Here is a 14875-nt window from a genome sequence, read left to right on the forward strand (position 1 = left end):
TCCTAGGCGCTAGCGGGCGGCGCCGACGGGCTCACGGTCCGGCGTCACGTCGTCGGGCACCGGCACGTCCCCGCCCCCGGCCGACCCGGCCCGACGACGGCGCGCGAGCGCCCACGCGGTGGGGCCGAGCACGACCCACAGCCCGACGATGCCGAGCGCGACCGGGCCCAGCCCCGCGGTCCAGGAGCGGCCGGCGACGCGGACGAGCTCGGGCTTCGACCGGTCGTACTCCACGACCACGTAGTTGCCCGGCTCGAGTCCGCGCGGGTAGAGCACGCCGGTGTCGGGCGTGAGCACGGCGCCGTCGGAGGCGGTGAACCGCACGAAGGTGTGCCCGAGGTCGCCGCCGTCGAGGACCTCGGCGACCGCGGTGCCCTGGTCGGCCGAGATCGAGGCGTCGTTGCGGGCCGCGCCGACGAGCACCAGCACGGCGAGCACGGACAGGACGATCCCGACCGTCACGACGATCTCCGGTGCGCGGCGCCCGACCGGCGCGAGCACGGTGCGGGTGACGTCCCACGCCGTGCGGGCAGCGGCGAACGCGGAGCGGGCCTCCGCGCCCATCACCGCGCGCACGTCGTTCACCCCGACCACGGTAGAGACGGAGGTGCGGCGCGTGCCCGCCGGAGCGGCCACGGTGCGCCGTCCGGGGGACCCGACGGGGCGAGCGGCGCCCCCGTGTGACGGGGATGTGAGCCCCCGGTCGGCGGGCACGACGACCGGCCGTCGGGCGGGGGCGGGCCGGCGGGGACCCCGGTGCCGGCGCCGGGCCACACGGCGTGGCCGACGTGGCTGCTCGTCACCCGCTGCCGAGCCCGGTCACCGATCGGCGCGGTCGGGGTCCAGGTCGTCGCGGTGCACCAGGTCCCGCCGCAGCCCACCGGTCCGGTACGCGAGACGCCCCACCAGGTGCGCGGTCACCGGGGCGGTGATGAGCGCGAAGGCGCCGACGAGCACGAGCATCCACACGTCGGCCGCGGCGCGCAGGTGCAGCGCGGTGCCGGCCGCGACGAGCAGCAGGCCCGTGGTCTGCGGCTTGGTGGCCGCGTGCATCCGGGACAGGACGTCCGGCAGCCGCACCAGGCCGATCGCGGCCGCGAGCACCAGCAGCGCCCCGAGCACGATCAGGACGCTCCCGACGAGGTCGAGGACGTCGAGCACCATCGTGGGGTCGCTCATCGCCGTTCCTCCGTCCCGTTGCGCGTGTCCTCGCGGGCGCCGTCCCGGGCGGCGGGGCGCGGCCCCGGGCCCCGCCCCCGGCCCAGGAACCGGGCCACCGTCGAGGAGCCGAGGAAGCCCACGAGGCTCACCGCCACGACCGCGGGGAGGACCGTGGAGTCCCCGGTCATCGCGGCGTGGATCATCAGCCCGCTCATGATGACGGCGACGATGGCGTCCAGGGAGACCATGCGGTCCAGCGCCGACGGGCCCAGGACGAACCGGAGGGCCGCCACGAGCAGCGCCGCCCCGACGAGGGCGAGCCCGGCCCACAGCAACGTCATGCCACGCCCTCCTCGTCGGGTTCCCGCGCGTGCTCGATGCGGACGGCCGTGATGCCGGTGGCCAGCAGGTTCTTCTCGAGGGCGTGGACCCGCGCCCGGAACGCGTCCACCTCCTCGTCGGTGTCGGCGCCGAGCACGTGGGCCCAGAGGACGCCGCGTTCGGCGTCCGCGTCCACGACGACGCTGCCCGGCACGAGGGACAACGCCTCCACGAGGGCCGCCATCAACGCCTCGGACCGCTCCTCGAAGGCCACCTCGATCACCGAGCTGCGGATCGGCGGCCCCGGGCGGACCGACTGCCAGGCCACCTGCACGCTCGACACCACGAGGTCGGCGGCGACCCGCAGGACCACCCGCGCGAGACCCAGCGGCCGCAGCCGGCCCTCGGAGGCGACGCCCGGCAGCGGGAAGACCAGCACCACGAAGAGACCGACCGCGAGGCCGCCGAGCAGGTTGGCCCAGGAGAACGTGCCCCACAGCAGGATCCAGACCAGCGTGAGCCACGCCAGTCGGAACAGCCGTGGCCCCGGCCGGCCGAACCGCGCCCTCACCGGGCCACCCGGTCGTCGGTGGCCTGGGCGAACACCGCGGTGATATACGGGGTGCGGGCGGTGAGATCGGCGGCGGCGCGGTCGGTCAGGGCGTAGAGCGGGCCCGCGACGATCGTGAGGGAGACCCCGACCGCGACCAGGCCCGCCGTCGCGGCGGTCATCACCCGTGGCAGGCGCACCTGCTCCTGGTCGTCCCGGTCGGTGTCGGCCGGGCCGAGGAAGGCCCCGGAGTAGGAGGTCGACGGCCGGGAGGAGCCCGCGTACGCCTCGCCCGCGCGGCCGGCGCCGATCAGCACCGGGAACCGCTCGTCCATCCCGTCGCGCAGCGTCTCGGGGTCGACCGGTCCGTCGGGGTCCTCGTCCTCCGGGTCCAGGTGGTCCTCGGGCTCGTCGCCGTCGTCGGCGGGCTCGAACGCGTCGTCGTCGTCCCCGTCGGCGTCGTCGGGGTGTTCGGCAGGCAGCTGCTCGACCGGACGCCAGAACGCCAGCACCCACACCTTCGCCATCGCGTACAGCGTCAGGAGGCTGGTCAGCACCGAGCCCACCACGAGCAGCCACGCGAGGACCGAGCCGTCCTGGACGCCCGCCTCGATGAGACCGAGCTTGCCGACGAAGCCCGACAGCGGCGGGATGCCCCCGAGGTTGATCGCCGGGACGAAGTACAGGACGGCGAGCAGCGGGCTGGCCGCGGCGAGCCCGGCCAGCCGGGTGGTCGACGTCGAGCCGCCGAGCCGCTCGATCAGTCCGGCGACGCAGAACAGGGTCGCCTGCACCGTGATGTGGTGGACGACGTAGAAGATCGCCGCGCCGACCCCCGCCGGCGTCGTCAGCGCCACCCCGAAGATCATGTAGCCGATGTGGCTGACCAAGGTGAACGACAGGACCCGTTTGATGTCGTCCTGCGCGATGGCCCCGAGCGCCCCGATCACCATCGTCGCGAGCGCCGCCACCAGCAGGACGTCGTCGGCCACCGAGTCGCCGGGGAAGAGCAGCGTCTCGGTGCGGATGATCGAGTAGACGCCGACCTTGGTGAGCAGGCCCGCGAACACCGCGGTGACCGGCGCCGCCGCCGTCGGGTAGGAGTCGGGCAGCCACGCCGACAGCGGGAACACGGCGGCCTTGATGCCGAACGCGGTGAGCAGCACCAGGTGGATGGTGAGCTGGGTGCCCGCGGGCACCGCCTCCATCCGCACCGAGATCTGCGCGAGGTTCAGCGTGCCCACCGCCGCGTAGACCAGGGCGATCCCGGCCAGGAAGACGAGCGAGGAGACCACGTTGACCACGACGTAGGTCAGCCCCGCCCGGATGCGCGAGCGCGTGCCGCCGAGGGTCAGCAGCACGTAGCTGGCCATGAGGAGGACCTCGAAGCCGACGTAGAGGTTGAACAGGTCGCCGGAGAGGAAGGCGTTGGCGACGCCGGCCGCGAGGACCAGGTAGGTCGGATGGAAGATCGACACCGGGGTGCGGGAGTCGTCGTTCGCGGTGCCCTGGCCGATGGCGTAGAGGAAGACCAGCAGCGTCACCGTCATCGACGTCAGCAGCATGATCGTCGAGAGCTGGTCGGCGACCAACGTGATGCCGAGCGGCGCGGGCCAGGAGCCGACGGTGACCACCCGGGGCCGGTCGGCCGCCCCGGCCACCAGCACGGCGGAGATCGCGACCACCGCGACGAGGACCGAGACCGACACCGCGCGCTGCAGGTTCGGGCGGCCGGCGAGGACCAGGGCGAGCCCGGCGCCGAGCAGCGGCAGGAGCACCGGCAGCGGCATCAGGCTCTCGATGACGGTGGGCGCCGGGTTCACGTCCCGCCCCCCGTCGCGGCAGGCGCCGCCTGCTCGGCCCGCGCGGCGCGGTCGTCGTCGGTGTCCGACGTCGACTCGCACCCGGTCGTGTCGAACTCGTCCTCGTCGATCTGCTCGTCGCGCTCGAGGCGACGGCGGACCGACCGGTCCTCGGCGTCCACGGCGAGGTCGTCCTCGCGGTCGAGGGTCCAGGTCCGGTGGATGATCGAGAGCAGGAAGGCGGCCACGCCCAGGGTGATGACGATGGCGGTGAGCACCAGGGCCTGGACCAGGGCGTCGCTCATGCCGGCCTCGGGGCTGCGCCCCACGAACGGTGCCGTGCCGAACGGACCGCCCGAGGAGATCACCAGGAGGTTCGTCGCGTTGCCGAGCACCAGCACACCGAGCAGCACGCGGGTGAGGCTGCGGTCGAGGAGCAGGTAGATCCCCGCGCTGTAGAGCAGCGCGATGAGCACCAGCATCACCAGGGACATGCTCACGAGTGGACCTCCGTCCGCTCCGGGCCGACGGCCGCGGCGCTGGGGTCGGTGCGACGGTCGAGCTCGGCGCCGAGGCTGCGCAGGATGTCGAGCACGAGCCCGACGACGATCAGGTAGACGCCGACGTCGAACACCAGCGACGTCACGAACTTGACGGTGCCGAGCACCGGCAGGGTGACCTCGAGGACGGCGGTCTGCAGCACCTCACCGCCGAGGACGAGCCCGCCGACACCGCTCAGGCCGCCCAGCAGCAGCCCGGCCCCGAGCAGGGTGCCCGCCTCGACCGGCGCCGCCTCCCCGAGCTCGTAGCGCCCGCCCGCCACGTAGCGCACCACCAGCGCGAGGCCGGCGAGCAGGCCGCCGGCGAACCCTCCGCCGGGCGCGTTGTGGCCGGCGAAGAGGAAGTAGATCGAGAGCACCATGATCGTCGGGAAGACGAGGCGGGTGACCACCTCGAGCAGCAGGCTCCGCTCCGTGGGCTCGGGTCCCGGGCGGAACCGACGGGCGAGGCGCTCGAGCGTGGGTCCGCGCAGCCAGCCGAAGCCGCCGCCCGGGGCGGGGTCGACGGTCGCACGGCGTCGGCGGCGCCGCGTCCCGCCGGGCGGCAGTCCGGTGCGGCGGTTGAGGAAGACGAGGCTCGCCACCCCGGTGGCGGCGGCGAGCAGCACCGAGAGCTCGCCGATGGTGTCCCAGGCGCGGATGTCGACGAGGGTCACGTTGACGACGTTCTGACCCTCGCCGAACGCGTAGGCCTGCGACGGGAACGCGAGCGAGACGGCGGGCTGGGTCCGCGCGCCGAGCGCGGTGGCACCGAGCAGGGCCACGAGGACGCCGACGGGCAGCGCGACGGCGAGCCGCGCCAGCCGGCGACGGCGGTCGTGGTGCTCGGTGATGTCCGCCGGCAGCCGCCGCAGCACCAGGACGACCACGACCAACGTCATCGTCTCGACCAGGGCCTGGGTGAGCGCCACGTCGGGTGCCCCGGCGAGCGCGAAGATGACCGCGACGGCGTAGCCGAGCCCGCCCACGAGCAGGACGGCGGCGATCCGTCGGCGGGCCCGGGCCGCGGCGGCGGTGGACACCACCGCCAGGAGGGCCATCACCACCTGCCCGGGCGAGTCGGCGAACCGGTCGATCCGGATCCCGCCGAGCGCCCCGGACAGGACGAGGACGAGACCGGGGCCCGCGAGCAGGACGCCGAGGATCGTGCAGAGCACCACCGGCAGCGACCCGCGCTGGGTCCGCACGGTGACCCGGAGGGCGACCTTCTCCAGCGCGTGGACCAGGGCCCGCCAGGTGACCTCCGACCGGATGGCGTCGAGCGGCCGGAACGCCGCGAGCCGGTCCGCGACGCGCGGGGCCGCGACGACCATGCCGAGCACGATGGCCAGCACCGAGAGCCCGAACGCCAGCGTGAACCCGGGCCAGAGCTTGAGCTCGAGGAGCGTCGGATAGGTGGCGGGCAGGGCGTCGGCGTAGGCGGTGAGCAGCGGGGTGAACCCGCCGAGCACGAAGCCCGCGACGAGCGAGAGGGCGCCGAGCACCGCCGGAGCGGCGAGGAAGAGCGCCCCGGGCCGGATCCACTCGGTGCGGGCGGCGCCGGTGGTGAACACGTTCGTGAAGGCACCGAGGACGAAGCGGGAGCTGTACGCGACGGTGAGCACCGAGCCGAGCACGACCAGGGCGAGCACCACCTCCGCCCACGGCCCGTAGGCCCGGTGGAGGAAGGCCTCGAACGCGCCCTCCTTCGTGACGAAGCCGTAGAGCGGCGGCATGCCGGCCATCGAGGCCGCGGCCAGGGTGCCGACGACCGCCAGGACCGGTGCCCGGCGGCCCAGGCCGGACAGCTCGCGGAGGTCCCGGGTGCCGGCGCACCGGTCGATGACGCCGACGGTGAGGAACAGGGCGGACTTGAACAGCGCGTGGGCCAGGACGAGCGCGACGGCGGCGAGCGCGGCGTCCCGGGTCCCGGCGCCGGCGAGCAGGATGATGAACCCGAGCTGGGACACGGTGCCGTGCGCGAGCAGCAGCTTGAGGTCGGTCTGGCGGGCGGCGACGATCCCGCCCAGCAGCATGGTCACGCCCGCCGCGATCGCGATGACCGGTCGCCAGCCCGGGTCGGACGCGAAGCCCGGGGCGAGCCGCAGCACGAGGTAGACGCCGGCCTTCACCATCGCCGCCGCGTGCAGGAACGCGCTGACCGGGGTGGGCGCGGCCATCGCCGACGGGAGCCAGAAGTGGAAGGGGACCAGCGCCGACTTGGAGAGGGCACCGACCAGGACGCACACCACCCCGGCGGTCACCGCCGCCCCGCCCAGCGACGGGCCCGCCGCCACGATCGCGGAGAGCCGGTAGGTGCCGGCGGCCTCGGCGAGGATCACCAGCCCGACGAGCATGGTCAGACCACCCGCCGCGGTGACGGTGAGCGCCTGCATCGCCGCCGCGCGGCTCGCCCGCTTGTGCGCGTCCTGCCCCACGAGCAGGAACGAGAAGATCGTCGTCAGCTCCCAGCAGACGTAGAGCACGATGACGTCGTCGGCCCAGACCAGCGCCAGCATCGCCGCGGCGAAGGCGAGCAGCACGCCCGCGAAGCGGGGCAGCGCCGCCGAGGACGGCGTGAAGTAGCGGGCGCAGTACAGCACCACGAGGGCCCCGACCCCGGTGACGAGCAGCGAGAGCAGCGCCGACAGCGGGTCGAGGCGCACCGCCACGTCCACCCCGAGCGCCGGGATCCAGGTGAAGCCCTCCGTCACGGCCCGCCCGGCGAGCACCGCCGGCAGCTGCGTGAGGATCCAGACGAACGCCGCGGCCGGGACCAGCGCCAGCCCGACGAAGGCGGTGCGGCCGAGGCTGCGCACGAGCAGGGGCGCGACCAGGGCCGCCGCGGCCTGCACCGCCAGCAGGACCAGCACCTATCGAACCCCCGGCTCCACCGCGTCGTCACCCGTCGTCGGGAACGAGCCTACCGACCCGGGCCGACACCACCGGGCGATCGACCGCCCGCGTCGGCGTCCGGATCGTCCGGATCGACCGTCGCGGCGCGCGCCGCCGTCCGCCACCGGTCGGCGTCGGCGCGGCGTCCGGAGCGGTCGACCGCGACCTCCACGACGCGCACACCGGGGCACCCCGCCGGGGCGAGGGCCGCCGCGAGGGCGGCGGGGTCGGCGGCCGCCACGCCGGTGTGCGCCACGCCGTGCGCGCGGCACAACGCCTGCAGATCGGTGCCGTGCGGCGTGGCGAACACCCGCTCGAAGGCGGCCGCGTGCGCCGGCGCGCCCTGTTCGAGCGTGGCGAAGACGCTGCCGCCGTCGTCGTTGGCCACCACGATCGTCAGCTCCGGGCGGGGCTCGTCGGGACCGACGAGCAGGCCGCCCGAGTCGTGCAGGAAGGTCAGGTCGCCGAGCAGCGCGTAGGCCGGGCCGCCGTCGGCGAGGGCGGCACCCGTGGCGAAGGACACCGCGCCGTCGATGCCGGACACCCCGCGGGCGGACAGCAGGGTGAGGTCGGTCCGCGGTTCCGCGGCGAGTGCGACGTCGCGCACGGGGCTCGAGGAACCCACGACGAGGAGGGCACCGGGCGGCAGGGCACGGACCGTCGCGGCCGCCAGGTCGGGCGCGGACCCGGGGTCCGGGACGACCACCCGCGCGACCCGGGCGTCGGCGGCGCGGACGGCCTCGCCCCAGGCGAGGTCGACGCCCCAGTCCGCGGGCGCGGGCAGCGCCCCGACGCGGGTGGCCGAGGAGGCGACGTCGGTCCAGCCGGGGCGGGCGCCGGCGACCCCGGCCGACGGGACGACGACGACCTCGACGCGCGGGTCCGAGAGCAGGCGGGACACCGGGCGGTGCAGGGTCGGTCGACCGAGGACCACCGCGCGGGCGGGCAGCAGGTGCGGGGCGGTGCCGTCGAGCGCGGACTCCAGCAGCCGCGTGCCCGCGCGCAGCGAGCGGCCCCAGAGCGGGGACGTCGGCTCCGCGATCACCGGCACCCCGTCGGGCAGCCCGGCGGGCGCCTCGGCGCCGTGCCCGGCCACCACGATCGTCGGGACCGCGTCGGAGAGGTCGAGCGGGGCGACGTGCGGGACCCGCGCCGCGACCTCGGTCCACGGCCGTCCCCCCGGTCGGCCCGTCGCCCAGTCCGGGAGCGCGTCGTCGGGGGCGTCGTCGACCAGGGGTTCGCGCAGCGGGAGGTCGAGCTGCACCGGGCCGGGGTCGGCGGTCGTGGTGCCGCGGGCGCGGTCCAGGGCGCGGCACACCGCGGCCCGCCAGCCGGCCGCGGCCCGGGGACGTTCCTCGGCGAGCGGCAGCGTGATCGCCGCGCGGACCGCCCCGCCGAACAGCCCGGCCTGGTCGACGGTCTGGTTCGCGCCGGTCCCGACGAGCTCGAGCGGTCGGTCCGCGCTGGCCACCACCAGCGGGATCCCGGCGTGCGAGGCCTCGAGCACGGCGGGGTGCAGGTTCGCGACGGCGGTGCCCGAGGTGACGACGACGGGGACCGGGGCTCCGGAGCGCGCGGCGAGGCCCACGGCGAGGAAGCCCGCCGAGCGCTCGTCGATCCGGACGTGCAGCCGGAGCCGGCCGGCCGCGTCCGCCGCGTGGAGGGCGAGCAGCAGCGGCGCGTTCCGCGAGCCCGGGCACGCCACGACCTCCCGGACGCCGCCCCGGACCCACTCGTCGACGACGACGCGGGCCTGCACGGTCGACGGGGTCACGGCGGGCGAGCGTATCCAGCGGCGGCGCTCCCGGCCGCGCGAGCGCTCCGGGCCACCCACACACGTCCCGCGCGTCCCGCTTCGTGCCCGAAGGCGGGGGTCGTCCGGTTCGGTGCGTCGCCGACGAGCCCTTCGGGTGACCCCCGTCGGGGTGGAGCCGGGCGCGTCCTGACCGGGCGCGCGGCCCGCGCGGGATGCACTGCGGGCATGCGTTCCCCCCGGCCCGCGGGCGACGGTCGTCGGCGTTCCCTCGCCCGGCGGCGGCTCCTGCTCCCCGCCCTGGTGACGAGTGCGGTCCTGCTGCTCGGCGGGGCGGTCGTCGCCGTCGCCGCGGCGCCCCCGGTCCCGGGCGTCGTCTCCGCCGGGACCGACGCGCAGACCTGGCGGCCGGACCTCGCCGGCGACGCGGTGGGCGTGCAGGTCGCGGGAGGGTCGGCCCGGCTCGCGTCGCCGCGCGCCGAGGTCCGTCCCGGCAGCCTGCGCGGCGCGTCCCGCGAGGGCTTCCTCGACCTCGGCGCGCACACCTTCGCCCGCGCCGTGGACCGGTTCACCGTGCCCGTGCGCGCGGACACCCCCGACGGGACGGCGGTGCACGTCGACGTGCGCGGGCGGGACGACGCGGGACGCTGGTCGGAGTGGACGCCCGCCGCGCCGGGCAGCCCCGCGGTCCTGGACGCCCCGACCCGCACGGTGGCGCTGCGCCTCACCCTCGTCGCGCCGCCCGGTGGCGTCACGCCGACGGTGCGCGCGGTGACGGTGCACGCGGACCGGGTGACGACGGGCTCGCGGGCCCTGTCCCCGCGCGCCTCCTACCGCGTGTTCGCCACGCGGGAGGGGCTGGTCGGCGGGACCACCGCGAACGGCCACGTGATCACCGAGGACGACCAGTTCGTGGCGCTGCCGTCGCGACGGGCGCTCGACGCCGACGGCAAGGGCGACTACAGCGTCCGGATCTGCACCGACGCGGGCCGCTGCGCGACCGTCCCGGTGTGGGACGTCGGGCCCTGGAACACCGACGACGACTACTGGAACGCCGCGCCGCCCCGGCAGAACTGGGGCGACCTCGCCCAGGGGCTCCCGCAGGCCCAGGCCGCCTACAGCGACCACTACCACGGCGGCCAGGACGGCTTCGGCCGCTCGGTGCGGAACCCGGCCGGGATCGACCTCGGTGACGGCGTGTTCCACGCCCTCGGCCTGCAGGACAACGGGTGGGTGACGGTCGACTACCTCTGGACCGGTCGGTCCGGCGAGGCGCCCGCCGACGTCCACCTCGCCACGGCGGACCAGCCCGCGACGGTGCGCTCGGCGCCCGCCTCCGGGGCGCCCGACATGGGGGTCGTCGGGCGCGCCGCGCAGGTCGACGTCACCTGCCGCACCACCGGCGACACCGTGACCGGCGGCCGCGGCGCGAGCACGGAGTGGCTGCGCATCGCCGACGACCGCTACGTGCCCGCCGCACTGGTGACCACGGGGACGGCCGCGCCGGTCTGCTGAGATCGAGATCGGCGCGACCTGGCTACGCTCGGCGCCATGGCCACCGTGGCGGAATGGGTCGAGGGCGCGCGGCCCCGCACACTGCCGAACGCGATCGCACCCGTCGTCGCCGGCAGCGGCGCCGCCGCGAGCGGCGGGGGCTTCCAGGTGGTGGCGGCGGTGCTCGCCCTGGTCGTCGCGATGGGGATGGTCATCGGCGTCAACTTCGCCAACGACTACTCCGACGGCATCCGTGGCACCGACGACGACCGCGTCGGCCCGATGCGCCTCGTGGGCTCCCGGGCGGCCTCGCCCGGGGCGGTCCGGACGGCCGCGTTCGTCTCGCTCGGGATCGGCGCCCTCGCGGGGGTCGCCCTCCTCGCGGTCAGCGGCGCCTGGTGGCTGCTGGTGATCGGCGCCGTCTGCCTCGCCGGCGCCTGGTTCTACACCGGCGGGTCGTCGCCCTACGGGTACCGCGGCCTCGGCGAGGTCGCGGTGTTCCTGTTCTTCGGGCCGGTGGCCGTCCTGGGGACGGAGTACACGCAGTCGGGGCGCGTGAGCGGTCTCGGGATCGGCACGGCCGTCGGGGTGGGCCTGCTGTCGTGCGCGGTGCTCGTCGCGAACAACCTCCGCGACGTCCCCTCCGACACCGTCGCGGGTAAAAGGACCTTGGCCGTCCTGCTCGGTGAGCGGGACACGCGTGTGATGTACGCCGCCCTCGTGGTGGTTCCGCTGGGCATGAGCCTCGTGCTGAGCCTCCGGGCGCCCTGGGCGCTGCTCGGGCTGGTCTCGCTCGTGGTGCTCGTGCCGGCGCTGCGCCGGGTGCTCGGCGGCGCCCGCGGTCCGGCCCTCATCCCGGTGCTGCGCGACACCGGGCTCGCCCTGCTGGTGTGGGCGATCGGCACGGCCGTGGGGCTCGCGCTCACCGGCTGAGCCGGTGTCCCCGACGGCGGCCCCCGCCGGGCGCGGAGGCCTGCGGTGCCTACTCGGCCCCGGCGTCGCCGCGCAGTTCGGCGCGGAGGCGTTCCCGCTGCTCACGGCGGGTGGCCGTGGCGGCGGCGAGCTCCGCGTTGACCCGCGCCCGCAGGGGGCGGAAGAGCACGAGCGAGAGCGGCAGGGCCAGGACGATGGCCACGATGAGGGCGACGAGCAGCGGCAGACCGACCAGGACGAGCACGCCCGCGAGCACCGCGACCAGCACCAGCCGGGCGCCCACGTACAGGGCGACGGCGGCGGCCGCGGAGCCGCTGCGGCCGCCCTCGGGGGCCGTCCCGCGGCCGGTTTCTCCTGTCTCCACGGACTCCAGGGTAGGCCCGTGGGCGAGGCGGGAACCGCGGCCCGATCGTCCGATTCCTGCCTTTGTGAACCTTTTACCTCCGCACTAGCGTTCGAGTACGTGGGGGGTGTGATGTCACGATCGCTCCAGTTCGTCTGCTCCGCCCCGCGGTCACCTGGCCGCATCGGGCGACAGAACCCTGGGAGATCGGGCCCGAGCGGCCCGAGGAGGTGCAGCATGACCATCGCACCCGAGGCGACCGAGCGTCTGATGACCCCCGGCGAGGTCGCCACCATGTTCCGCGTCGACCCGAAGACCGTCACGCGCTGGGCCGCGGCCGGCCGCATCGGCTCCATCCGGACGCCGGGCGGGCACCGTCGCTTCCGCGAGTCGGAGGTCCGCACCCTGCTCGACGGCCTCACCAGTGAGGCGCACGGCTGATCGCAGCCACACCCCGGCGGAGGGCCCGGGCGCACGGGACACCACACCGTGTGTCCGGGCCCTCCGTCGTTCCGGGGGTGGGTCGCCCCGTTCGTCGTCACCCGCCGTCCACCCGGCGGCCCCGTCCCGCTCCACCCCCGGACATCACATCGGCCAGGTAGCGTGGTGGCGTGGCCTCGAGGCAACCGGGGTCCGCCGAGGAGGTGCGTGACGTGGTGCTGTTCGTCGTCGCGGTGATGGTGCTCGTGGCGGTCGGCGTCCTGCTCTGGAAGGCCGTCTCCGCTCAGGCGCTCGCCACGGGGCCCGGCGCCACCGACGAGGAGACGCCCACCGGGCCGACGCGGTCCCCCGGCGCCTCCCGCCCCCGACGCAGCCGTCCGGTCGCCCCGGACGACGACCCGGACTTCCTGCGCAGCCTCGACGAGCAGGTGCGGCGCAGTCGCGAGGATCCGCCCGGCTCCGCCTGATCGTCCCGGTCGTCCGATCGGTCCTTGTCACCGGCGCGGACCTGGGTCATCGTTCACACAGAGTGACGTCCATCGGTGGACGTCGCCGGGGTGGACGAGGTGATGACGATGGCGGCGACGTGGGGGATCACCGGTCCGGCGTTCCTGGGGCTCTGGCTGCTGCTCGCCGTGGTGACGCTCGTCCTGCCCCACCTGGCCCGGGCGACGGCCGGACGTCGACCACCCGGCCGGGACCCCGACCTCACCCTGACCCCCGCCCAGCTCGGGGTCCTCGCGGGTGGCGACGACCGCGCGGCCGCGGCGAGCATCGCCGGGCTCCTCGAGAGCGGCCGGCTGCGGGCCGACGACTCGCGGAGGCTGTGCACCGTCGTCGGGCCCGTGCGCCCCGAGGACGACCCGCAGCTCTCCGACCTCGACGTCCGGGTCCTGCGCGACGCCACGACGCCGCGCGCCGCCTCGGCCCTCGTGGCCACGGTCCGGCACGCCCCGGAGATCGGCGAGCTCGGTGAGCAGCTGGTCGCCCGCGGCCTCCTGCACGACCCCGCCGCGATCCGCCGCCGGGTGCGCCGGGCCTGGATCCCGTTCGGGCTCGTCGTGGTGCTCGGGATCGCCCGCCTGGCGGCCGGGCTCGGCCGCGGCGCGTCGGTCGGCTTCCTCGTCGCGCTGCTGGTCGTGGTCGGTGTCGTCGCCCTCGTGACGCGGCCCCGGTCGCTGCGCGTGCTCACCCCGCGTGGGCGGGCCACGCTCGACGCCGCGCGGGCGGGGGCCCGACAGGTCCGGCGGCCGGTCACCGCGGGGCCGCCCGGCGTCGCCCCGTGGCTCGGGGCGGGGGCGCTGCTCGTGGCCGTCGGCGGCTTCGCCGCCTTCCCCGACCCCGCGCTCGCGGCGCTGCTGGTCCCGCCGGTCGCCTTCGGCGGCGGCGGTGGCGACGGCGGAGGGGGCGACGGCGGCTCGTCGTGCGGCAGCTGCGGGAGCGGCTGCGGAGGCGGCGGGTGCGGCGGATGACCGCCGGCCCGGACGGGGTCGGGATCGGGTGGCGCCCGGAGATCGACCGGACGGTGGAGGCCCTCGTCGACGACGGCGCGGCCGGGTTCGTCGAGGTCGTCGCCGAGGACCTCCGACCCGAGGCCCTGCCGGCCTCCCTGGGCCGGCTGCGCGCCCGCGGGGTCACCGTCGCGCCCCACGCCGTGTCGCTGTCCCTGGGCGGCGCGGAGGACCTCCGCACGGACCGGGTGGACCACCTCGCCGCGGTCGCCACCGCGCTGGACGCCCCGCTCGTCAGCGACCACGTCTGCTTCGTCCGCGCCGGCGGCCTGGAGTCCGGTCACCTGCTGCCGGTCCCCCGCACCCGGGACGCCCTCGCGGTGCTCGTCGAGAACGTCCGCGCCGCGCAGGACCGCCTGCCGGTGCCGCTGGCCCTGGAGAACATCGCCGCCCTCGTCGCGTGGCCGGACGCCGAACTCGCCGAGGGCGCGTTCCTCGCCGAGCTGTGCGCCCGCACCGACGCGGGTCTCGTGCTCGACGTGGCGAACCTGCACGCCTGCGCGGTCAACCTCGCCCAGGACCCGGCGCGGGTGCTCGACGACCTGCCGCTGGAGCGGGTGGCCTACGTGCACGCCGCGGGCGGCACCACGGACGAGGACGGGCTCTACCACGACACCCACGCCCACCCGCTCGGTCCGGCGGTGCTCGACCTGCTGGCGGACCTCCTCACCCGCTGCGCCGCGGTGGGCGTCCGCCCCGGGGTCCTGCTCGAGCGGGACGACCGCTATCCCGCCGACGCCGAGCTCGCGGCCGAGCTGGCCCTGCTGCGCGCCACTCGCGACCGGACCCCGGTCCCCCGGTGAGCGACGCGCGTCGTCGGGACCTCGCCGCCCGCCAGGCCGAGTTCCTCGCGGCGCTGGTCGCGGACGGTCCCGTCCCCGCGGGCTTCGACGCCGGACGGGTCGCGGCCGAGGCGCGCGCCCTGCACCGGAAGCGACGCCGGGTCCTGGCGCGGATCGTCGTCGGGATGCTCGACGCCGCGGGCCGCCCGGTGCCACCGGACCTCGACGGCCGCCTCGACGCGTGGCTCGTGGAGCGACCACACCGGACCGGCTCCGGCTTCCACGACGAGGCCCGCGCCTTCGTCGCGACCCTCCCCGGACGTCGGCGGCGCCGGTGGTGGCGCCGCTGA

16 protein-coding genes are annotated in these 14875 nt (G+C 76.1%); 7 read left to right on the plus strand and 9 right to left on the minus strand.

The window, feature by feature from the left end; translation table 11 throughout:
* Nucleotides 1-9 precede the first annotated feature (9 nt).
* From ACQPYX_RS27790 to menD, 8 genes are all read right to left on the minus strand, one after another.
* Nucleotides 10-585, minus strand: a complete 576-nt coding sequence (locus tag ACQPYX_RS27790; RefSeq protein WP_433800499.1) for a hypothetical protein — start codon at nt 583-585, stop codon at nt 10-12.
* Nucleotides 586-819: 234 nt separating this feature from the next.
* On the minus strand, nt 820-1179 hold the full coding sequence (gene mnhG, locus ACQPYX_RS27795; RefSeq protein ID WP_433800500.1) for a monovalent cation/H(+) antiporter subunit G: 360 nt from the start codon (nt 1177-1179) through the stop codon (nt 820-822).
* Nucleotides 1176-1502 (minus strand): monovalent cation/H+ antiporter complex subunit F, encoded by a 327-nt coding sequence (locus tag ACQPYX_RS27800; protein WP_433800501.1) that lies wholly within the window; start codon nt 1500-1502, stop codon nt 1176-1178. The genes mnhG and ACQPYX_RS27800 overlap by 4 nt, the downstream gene beginning before the upstream one ends.
* Entirely contained in the window at nt 1499-2053 is a 555-nt protein-coding gene (locus ACQPYX_RS27805; RefSeq protein WP_433800502.1) for a Na+/H+ antiporter subunit E, read from the minus strand. The genes ACQPYX_RS27800 and ACQPYX_RS27805 overlap by 4 nt, the downstream gene beginning before the upstream one ends.
* Complete coding sequence (locus tag ACQPYX_RS27810) at nt 2050-3855, minus strand: Na+/H+ antiporter subunit D (RefSeq protein WP_433800503.1); 1806 nt, start codon at nt 3853-3855, stop codon at nt 2050-2052. Before ACQPYX_RS27810 ends, ACQPYX_RS27805 begins: the two co-directional genes overlap by 4 nt.
* Nucleotides 3852-4328 (minus strand): Na(+)/H(+) antiporter subunit C, encoded by a 477-nt coding sequence (locus ACQPYX_RS27815; RefSeq protein ID WP_433803819.1) that lies wholly within the window; start codon nt 4326-4328, stop codon nt 3852-3854. Before ACQPYX_RS27815 ends, ACQPYX_RS27810 begins: the two co-directional genes overlap by 4 nt.
* Before the next feature lie 2 nt (nt 4329-4330).
* Complete coding sequence (locus ACQPYX_RS27820; protein ID WP_433800504.1) at nt 4331-7246, minus strand: Na+/H+ antiporter subunit A; 2916 nt, start codon at nt 7244-7246, stop codon at nt 4331-4333.
* 50 nt (nt 7247-7296) lie between these two features.
* Entirely contained in the window at nt 7297-9042 is a 1746-nt protein-coding gene (menD, locus tag ACQPYX_RS27825; RefSeq protein ID WP_433800505.1) for a 2-succinyl-5-enolpyruvyl-6-hydroxy-3-cyclohexene-1-carboxylic-acid synthase, read from the minus strand.
* A gap of 207 nt (nt 9043-9249) precedes the next feature.
* On the opposite strand from menD, the gene ACQPYX_RS27830 reads away from it, so the two are divergent.
* Both ACQPYX_RS27830 and ACQPYX_RS27835 read left to right on the plus strand, forming a co-directional pair.
* Nucleotides 9250-10536, plus strand: a complete 1287-nt coding sequence (locus ACQPYX_RS27830; protein WP_433800506.1) for a hypothetical protein — start codon at nt 9250-9252, stop codon at nt 10534-10536.
* A 36-nt stretch (nt 10537-10572) separates the two neighbouring features.
* Nucleotides 10573-11448, plus strand: a complete 876-nt coding sequence (locus tag ACQPYX_RS27835) for a 1,4-dihydroxy-2-naphthoate polyprenyltransferase (protein WP_433800507.1) — start codon at nt 10573-10575, stop codon at nt 11446-11448.
* Between the two features lie 49 nt (nt 11449-11497).
* Here ACQPYX_RS27835 and ACQPYX_RS27840 read toward each other — a convergent pair whose 3' ends face one another.
* Nucleotides 11498-11812 carry a DUF4229 domain-containing protein gene (locus ACQPYX_RS27840; RefSeq protein ID WP_433800508.1) on the minus strand — a complete coding sequence of 105 codons (315 nt, stop codon included), beginning with the start codon at nt 11810-11812 and terminating at the stop codon, nt 11498-11500.
* Between the two features lie 216 nt (nt 11813-12028).
* Here ACQPYX_RS27840 and ACQPYX_RS27845 point away from each other — a divergent pair, with 216 nt between their 5' ends.
* The 5 genes from ACQPYX_RS27845 to ACQPYX_RS27865 all read left to right on the plus strand — a co-directional run bounded on the left by ACQPYX_RS27845 (nt 12029) and on the right by ACQPYX_RS27865 (nt 14875).
* Complete coding sequence (locus ACQPYX_RS27845; RefSeq protein WP_179795371.1) at nt 12029-12232, plus strand: BldC family transcriptional regulator; 204 nt, start codon at nt 12029-12031, stop codon at nt 12230-12232.
* 170 nt (nt 12233-12402) lie between these two features.
* Entirely contained in the window at nt 12403-12699 is a 297-nt protein-coding gene (locus ACQPYX_RS27850) for a hypothetical protein (protein WP_433800509.1), read from the plus strand.
* 75 nt (nt 12700-12774) lie between these two features.
* Nucleotides 12775-13704: a TIGR04222 domain-containing membrane protein gene (locus ACQPYX_RS27855; protein WP_433800510.1), complete on the plus strand. Its 930-nt coding sequence runs from the start codon at nt 12775-12777 to the stop codon at nt 13702-13704.
* A complete protein-coding gene (locus tag ACQPYX_RS27860) occupies nt 13701-14546 on the plus strand; it encodes a multinuclear nonheme iron-dependent oxidase (protein ID WP_433800511.1) in 846 nt (281 codons plus the stop codon). The genes ACQPYX_RS27855 and ACQPYX_RS27860 overlap by 4 nt, the downstream gene beginning before the upstream one ends.
* Entirely contained in the window at nt 14543-14875 is a 333-nt protein-coding gene (locus tag ACQPYX_RS27865; RefSeq protein WP_433800512.1) for a hypothetical protein, read from the plus strand. The genes ACQPYX_RS27860 and ACQPYX_RS27865 overlap by 4 nt, the downstream gene beginning before the upstream one ends.

This window comes from Actinomycetospora sp. CA-084318 (assembly GCF_050955885.1).
Classification (GTDB): Bacteria; Actinomycetota; Actinomycetes; order Mycobacteriales; family Pseudonocardiaceae; genus Actinomycetospora.

Excerpts from the sequence above, each read along its gene's own strand:
- ACQPYX_RS27815 (WP_433803819.1), bottom strand. The coding sequence starts at position 4,328 with ATGTCCCTGGTGATGCTGGTGCTCATCGCGCTGCTCTACAGCGCGGGG.
- ACQPYX_RS27860 (WP_433800511.1), top strand. The coding sequence starts at position 13,701 with ATGACCGCCGGCCCGGACGGGGTCGGGATCGGGTGGCGCCCGGAGATC.
- mnhG (WP_433800500.1), bottom strand. The coding sequence starts at position 1,179 with ATGAGCGACCCCACGATGGTGCTCGACGTCCTCGACCTCGTCGGGAGC.
- ACQPYX_RS27845 (WP_179795371.1), top strand. The coding sequence starts at position 12,029 with ATGACCATCGCACCCGAGGCGACCGAGCGTCTGATGACCCCCGGCGAG.
- ACQPYX_RS27800 (WP_433800501.1), bottom strand. The coding sequence starts at position 1,502 with ATGACGTTGCTGTGGGCCGGGCTCGCCCTCGTCGGGGCGGCGCTGCTC.
- ACQPYX_RS27830 (WP_433800506.1), top strand. The coding sequence starts at position 9,250 with ATGCGTTCCCCCCGGCCCGCGGGCGACGGTCGTCGGCGTTCCCTCGCC.
- ACQPYX_RS27835 (WP_433800507.1), top strand. The coding sequence starts at position 10,573 with ATGGCCACCGTGGCGGAATGGGTCGAGGGCGCGCGGCCCCGCACACTG.